This window comes from Vibrio rotiferianus CAIM 577 = LMG 21460 (genome assembly GCF_002741985.1).
In the GTDB taxonomy this organism is placed as follows: domain Bacteria; phylum Pseudomonadota; class Gammaproteobacteria; order Enterobacterales; family Vibrionaceae; genus Vibrio; species Vibrio rotiferianus.
The window spans coordinates 1-5235 of the sequence record NZ_APHW01000038.1; the positions used below are offsets into that span (position 1 = coordinate 1).

The window sequence follows — 5235 nt, forward strand, 5'->3', positions numbered from 1 at the left end:
TCGGGAATTGCGTTCAATTTCTCGATAGATAGTAGCTTTGTGACGACCCAGTTGTTTAGCTATTTTAGGGGTACTAATTCCTTGCTTTCTGAGTGCAGAAATCATATACCTTTCGTTCTCAGTGAGGTGCGTGTATCTCATGTTTTTTACTTCTTGGCGGGAGCAAACTTCATGATTATCGCATCTCACTGTTTTTATGTTCAGAGGTGTCGCACTTCGTACTTGAATCCAAGGCGTATAACAAAGCATTTAAGAGTGATTCGCAACGCTTGGCATTTTCGCTTCGCTCAATTATAGCCAAGCGCTGCTCACACCTTAATGCGGCGTTAAATGCTCAGGGAAGGTATGGTGGAAGATTTAGAATTGAAAGCCCCAGCTAGAGGCTTAGGTAAACAGTGTAAAGCGATACTCAGAACAGTTCCGGATTGGTTTGGTAGGGAGGACGCCTTGCTCTGTTATGCAAGGGAAATTGATGAGTTAGATACCTACACTGCGTGGTGTAAAAATAAATTGGTTGGGTTCTTCTCGGTAAATTATCACAATGAGCATACAGCAGAGTTACATGTATTAGCCGTTAGCGCAGATTATCACCGAAAAGGAATAGGTAGAGCTTTATACTTGGCTATAGAGTCAGAGCTAAAAGCTAAAGCAGTTAAGTTTGTTCAAGTTAAAACTCTTGGTGAATCCGTGGGAGATACTAACTATGACAAAACGAGGCAGTTTTATATGGCACTAGGCTTCTACCCACTAGAAGAAATCGCAGACTTCTGGGGTGAGGGTACCCCTTGTTTGTTCATGGTTAAGAGCATTTAACAAACAATTTAAGAGTGATTCCCCACGCTTGGCATTTTTGGTTTGGGTCAAGTTCAGTGTTTACGGCGTTCAATTTCAGTGTCGTGGTCGCGTGGCTCACACCTTAATTGGGCGTTAGTTTGCTAAAGGCTAGCGGTTAACTAGCCTAAGCTTGCTCTCACATCTGCAATGGTGATGAAGAGTTTGTTTTCGGCATCATGAAATGCTTGAAAACCATAGCGTTCATAGAAGTGTTTCGCACCGTCTTTGGCATCAACGATAACAACTGGAAATGCAACGCTATCACTAGCGGCTAATAGTTTTCTGAGTGCGTCGATAAGCAGCCACTCACCAAATCCTTTCCCTTTGTATCGGTCATCGACAGCAAGGCGGGCAATCAGACCACCAGAGGTGGATGATTGGTGCTTTTTTTGTAACTTATCAGGCAATGCCTTTAAGTCAATTGGTGTCATTGTTAGCGTGTAAAAGCCGATAACATGTGAATTGTCGCTATCATCTTCCAAAACAAAAGTTCTGGTGTTGTCCTTCTTTGCTTGCTGACTCGCCATTACTTTTAAGTAATTATTGAGAGCTTCGATGCCACAGTTGAATCGGTTTCTATCGTGTTTAGCTTTATCTAGAAGTACCGTATTCATCATTGAGTTTTGCTCTCGTATCGATCAGCAGCAGCTTTTAGTTTTGAGTTCTGTGTTGCAGGACGATCTAAAGCTTCCATGAGCAACATCGCATCTGCTTGGCTCAGCTTTAAAGCCTGTTCACGTTCGATGACTTGTTTAGCTTTTTCGATTGCAGCGCTTAGAACAAACGAGTTGATGCTAGACATGCCGGCGATCGCGGCAGCCTTAGTAAGTAAGTCTTGTGTATCGACATCAACTCTAGCGGTGATGCGAGGCAAAGTAGTAGCCATAATGTTATCTCCTGTTGTGTCAAAATGTCACATGTGTATTATGGTCTTAAAGTGTGTAATAAGCAATATCTGTGTCACTTTGGCACGCAAACTAACAAACAATTTAAGAGTGATTCGGCACGCTTGGCATTTTTACTATGCGTTAATTTTAGTGATTAAGGTGGTATGTGGTGGCATCGGTATTGCGTGCCTCACACCTTAATTGGGCGTTAGTTTTAACTTGAGATCGAGTAACAGGAGGATACAGAAATTGGATGAAGTAGCGATTGTAAATGCTATTAATGGGTTGAAGTCGAACCCTATCAAGGATTATATTTTTCCTGCTGCGAGTGTTATCTTTACCACTTCGCTTGGTGCTTGGGCTGTACTATATTCAGTCAATATTCAAGAAAGAAACAGGATTCAGATACAAAATATTGACGCTTTGAACGAAGCAATTATTCAAGCGAGTGAAGCTTTAGATGAATTAAAAATGATAAAGAGAAATTATTTTTCTCGATTGAGCGACTGTCCATACGAAAGACTAGCTGTGATTCCAGAAGTGATTTTACATCCAACTACTATAGATTTGAAAGTATCTTCTTTATCTTTCATTGTTCCAGCGAAAGGTGTCCTAAAAAAATCCCGCTGGAGGAATCTCGCCTACATCAAGGCTCTATTTAAACAATTTAAAGGGCTTCAAGATTTATGGTTACTTAGAAACAAAAAGTACTCTGAGTTAAGAACTAAATTTAAAAATGCCCGTAATCTAGATAAAGAAGGCATTCAATCTGTTTTAGATGAATACGAAATTATCGAGATAGCAGATCTTACGGAACAGTGTTTGCACCATACAGATGATCTAATATTGGAAATTAGTTGCTTTTTGATTGGTTTCCCTGAAGCTAACAAAAGCATTTTTCATAAGAAGGTTTTGAAGAAGTATAGAAAAACACTTTTGATAGAGCTGTCTGAAGACAATTTGGTTACATTTGTCCCTGAATTGAATATCGTAGAAATGGCTGAGCTTATGGGGATGGAGCATGAAGATGCTTCAACTCGGTATCAACGCATTTTTAACAGATAAAACTAACAAACTGTTTAAGAGTGATTCGCAACGCATGGCATTTTTACTATGCATTGGTTTTAGTGATTAAGGTGGTATGCGGCAGCTTCGGTATTGCGTTGCTCACACCTTAACAGGGCGTTATACGTTTTTTGAGTTCTACATAATAAAAAAGTGTTGGTTAGTAATGAAAATAAAATCACTAAAAGTAATGAGCTTTAGAAATATCAATGGTAAAAACAATATCTTAGATTTTAATGATTCGGATATAATTTTTATTTTTGGTCAAAATAATGTGGGGAAATCGACATTTTTACATGCTTACGAATACTTTGTAACTTCAAAGAAAAAATGTGTTCTTTCCGATTTCCATAACTTTGATGAAAGCAACATAATTGAGATGGAGATGGTTTTTATCAAGGAGGAGGGAGACTCGGTTGTTTTCGATAAAAAAGGTTTAAGTCGCTGGGTCTCTTCTGAGAATGAAATTAAGTTTAAAAAAACCTGGTCACAAGCAGGAAAAGAAGGGAAAAAGGAAACTTTCGATCCAGCTATTGGCAAATACGTTGATAATGGGTTTGGTGGTTTTGATGCTCACTTGTCAAAAGAAGCACCGACGCCAATCGTTATACCTGCAATGCCAACACCTGATGAGTTAAGTAAGTGGATTACTGAAACCATAAAGAAACAGGTACTTAAAACCCTTTCAACGGAACATGCCGAAGCATATCAAGAAGCTCTAGATAAGTTAAATGAACTTCAATCTACGATTGAAGATACATCTCTTGTTAAGGGGTTTGCTGATAAAGCTAACTCAAACTTTCAAAAAGTTTTCCCTGAGCTATCGCTATCAATTTCTCCTGTAATAGGGCAAGAAGTTGATGTTACTAAAGCGCTAGATAAAGAGTTTTGCGTGGCAATTAACAACAGTGAAACAGATGGAAAGAGTGAGTTTAACTCTCATGGGCATGGTGTAATTAGGCAAGCAATGTTTAACTTTTTAGGGTTATCTAAGAATAATTATGACCCTGAAGACGGAGGTGAAGTAGTAAAAAAAGAATTTATCATTCTTTTTGAAGAGCCTGAGTTATATCTACACCCTAAAAGAATACGACTTTTAAAGGACACATTGTATTCACTATGTCATAAATCGAAGTTTCAAATTTTATGTGCTTCTCATAATCCACAGCTTATAGATCTATCCAAACCGCATACGACATTGGCACGTTTAACTGTAAATGGTGACAAAACAACAGATATTCATCAAGTTGGTGATGATGTGTTTGATGCTCAGGGGGAAAATAGAGATAGAATTTTAATGCTTAATCGCTTCAACCCACATGTTTGCGAAACATTTTTTGCAGATGAAGTAGTACTTGTTGAAGGAGATACCGAAGCTATTGTAGTTCGCCAGCTATTGCACGAGCATTATCCTGAGCGAGATATTTTTGTTCTAAATACTGGTACTAAAAATAATATGCCATTTTTCATTAAGGTGTTAACGCATTTTAAGATTAAACAGCATGTTATCCATGACAGCGATTGTAGATATCAATATGACAAAAGTGGGAATCCAATACGCAAAAATGATCAAACTCCAAAAAGAAACAGTGCGTGGACACTGAATCAGACCATTTGGGATGAAATGGTGCAAAGCAATGAGCGCTTTCCAAGTTTGGTTAAACGTTATGTTTCGATCCAAAATTTCGAAGACTCGCATGACTATTCGTATGATAAAAACAAAGGTAAGCCCTTGTCTGCGTGGGAATTTGCTAGAGATATAGATATTCAGGGAGACGCTTCGATAGTAAAGTTTGTTCGTCAAATTGTAGGTATAAGTCCAAGAGAACTTGAGTTCACACCTAGTGACTTAGAAAGCCTTGTCGTTGAAGACGAAATTGAAGATAGTTTACAGACTTGCCCTGTATGCAACGGTAAATGCAAGTTTGGGAAAGAAGATTGCAGAGCATGTAAAGGTATGGGCTCTATCTATGAAAGTACACTCAAAACACTTGATTTAAGTGAATTTGAGAAAGTGCCATGCCCAACTTGTGACACTGGTAGAATTGATTGCAAGACCTGTAGCGGGGATGGTGTAGTTGACCGTCATAAAGCATTAGACTTCGCACAAAACGTATAACAAAGCATTTAAGAGTGATTCGCAACGCTTGGCAGTTTCGCTTCGCTCAAGTATAGCCAAGCGCCGCTCACACCTTAATGCGGCGTTAAGTGCATGGAAATTTATACTTCGGAGAAGAAATGGCATTAACACAGATGCAAGTTATCCAATCGTTGGGTGATGCGATGGCATGGTTTGAGAGAGAACTAAACTGGGGAGTCCCTCCAACGGAGCTAAGGCATCTAAGTGGAAGAATCGGTGAACTCTACGCAGCTTTGATTACAAATGGTCAAATGGCAACCGAAGTAAATCAAAAGGGGTATGATGTAGTCGGAATGAACGGCGAGCGGA

General features: G+C 39.1%; 6 protein-coding genes and 1 pseudogene. 4 read left to right on the plus strand and 3 right to left on the minus strand.

From position 1 onward, the window contains the following. On the minus strand, positions 1 to 141 hold a 141-nt coding region (locus B853_RS15410; protein WP_143700795.1), incomplete at its 3' end, for a helix-turn-helix domain-containing protein. Positions 142 to 345: 204 nt separating this feature from the next. Between B853_RS15410 and B853_RS15420 the strand changes: the two genes are divergently transcribed. After that, positions 346 to 813: a GNAT family N-acetyltransferase gene (locus B853_RS15420; protein WP_038884995.1), complete on the plus strand. Its 468-nt coding sequence runs from the start codon at positions 346 to 348 to the stop codon at positions 811 to 813. A gap of 140 nt (positions 814 to 953) precedes the next feature. On the opposite strand, the gene B853_RS15425 is transcribed toward B853_RS15420, so the two are convergent. After that, the gene (locus tag B853_RS15425) at positions 954 to 1451 is read right to left on the minus strand and encodes a GNAT family N-acetyltransferase (RefSeq protein WP_017420533.1); all 498 of its coding nucleotides are present in this window, start codon (positions 1449 to 1451) and stop codon (positions 954 to 956) included. After that, complete coding sequence (locus B853_RS15430) at positions 1448 to 1720, minus strand: type II toxin-antitoxin system TacA family antitoxin (protein WP_017420534.1); 273 nt, start codon at positions 1718 to 1720, stop codon at positions 1448 to 1450. The genes B853_RS15425 and B853_RS15430 overlap by 4 nt, the downstream gene beginning before the upstream one ends. 250 nt (positions 1721 to 1970) lie before the next feature. Between B853_RS15430 and B853_RS15440 the strand changes: the two genes are divergently transcribed. From B853_RS15440 to B853_RS15455, 3 genes and pseudogenes are all read left to right on the plus strand, one after another. Next, on the plus strand, positions 1971 to 2786 hold the full coding sequence (locus tag B853_RS15440; RefSeq protein WP_038884994.1) for a hypothetical protein: 816 nt from the start codon (positions 1971 to 1973) through the stop codon (positions 2784 to 2786). Positions 2787 to 2952: 166 nt separating this feature from the next. Then, on the plus strand, positions 2953 to 4905 hold the full coding sequence (locus B853_RS15450; protein ID WP_249027417.1) for an AAA family ATPase: 1953 nt from the start codon (positions 2953 to 2955) through the stop codon (positions 4903 to 4905). A gap of 119 nt (positions 4906 to 5024) precedes the next feature. Further along, positions 5025 to 5235: pseudogene (locus tag B853_RS15455) on the plus strand (DUF6998 domain-containing protein); the annotation flags it as partial.

What these genes read in the sequence shown, in the direction of transcription:
- B853_RS15420 (WP_038884995.1), top strand. Translation starts at nt 346, where the DNA reads ATGGTGGAAGATTTAGAATTGAAAGCCCCAGCTAGAGGCTTAGGTAAA.
- B853_RS15450 (WP_249027417.1), top strand. Translation starts at nt 2,953, where the DNA reads ATGAAAATAAAATCACTAAAAGTAATGAGCTTTAGAAATATCAATGGT.
- B853_RS15425 (WP_017420533.1), bottom strand. Translation starts at nt 1,451, where the DNA reads ATGATGAATACGGTACTTCTAGATAAAGCTAAACACGATAGAAACCGA.
- B853_RS15430 (WP_017420534.1), bottom strand. Translation starts at nt 1,720, where the DNA reads ATGGCTACTACTTTGCCTCGCATCACCGCTAGAGTTGATGTCGATACA.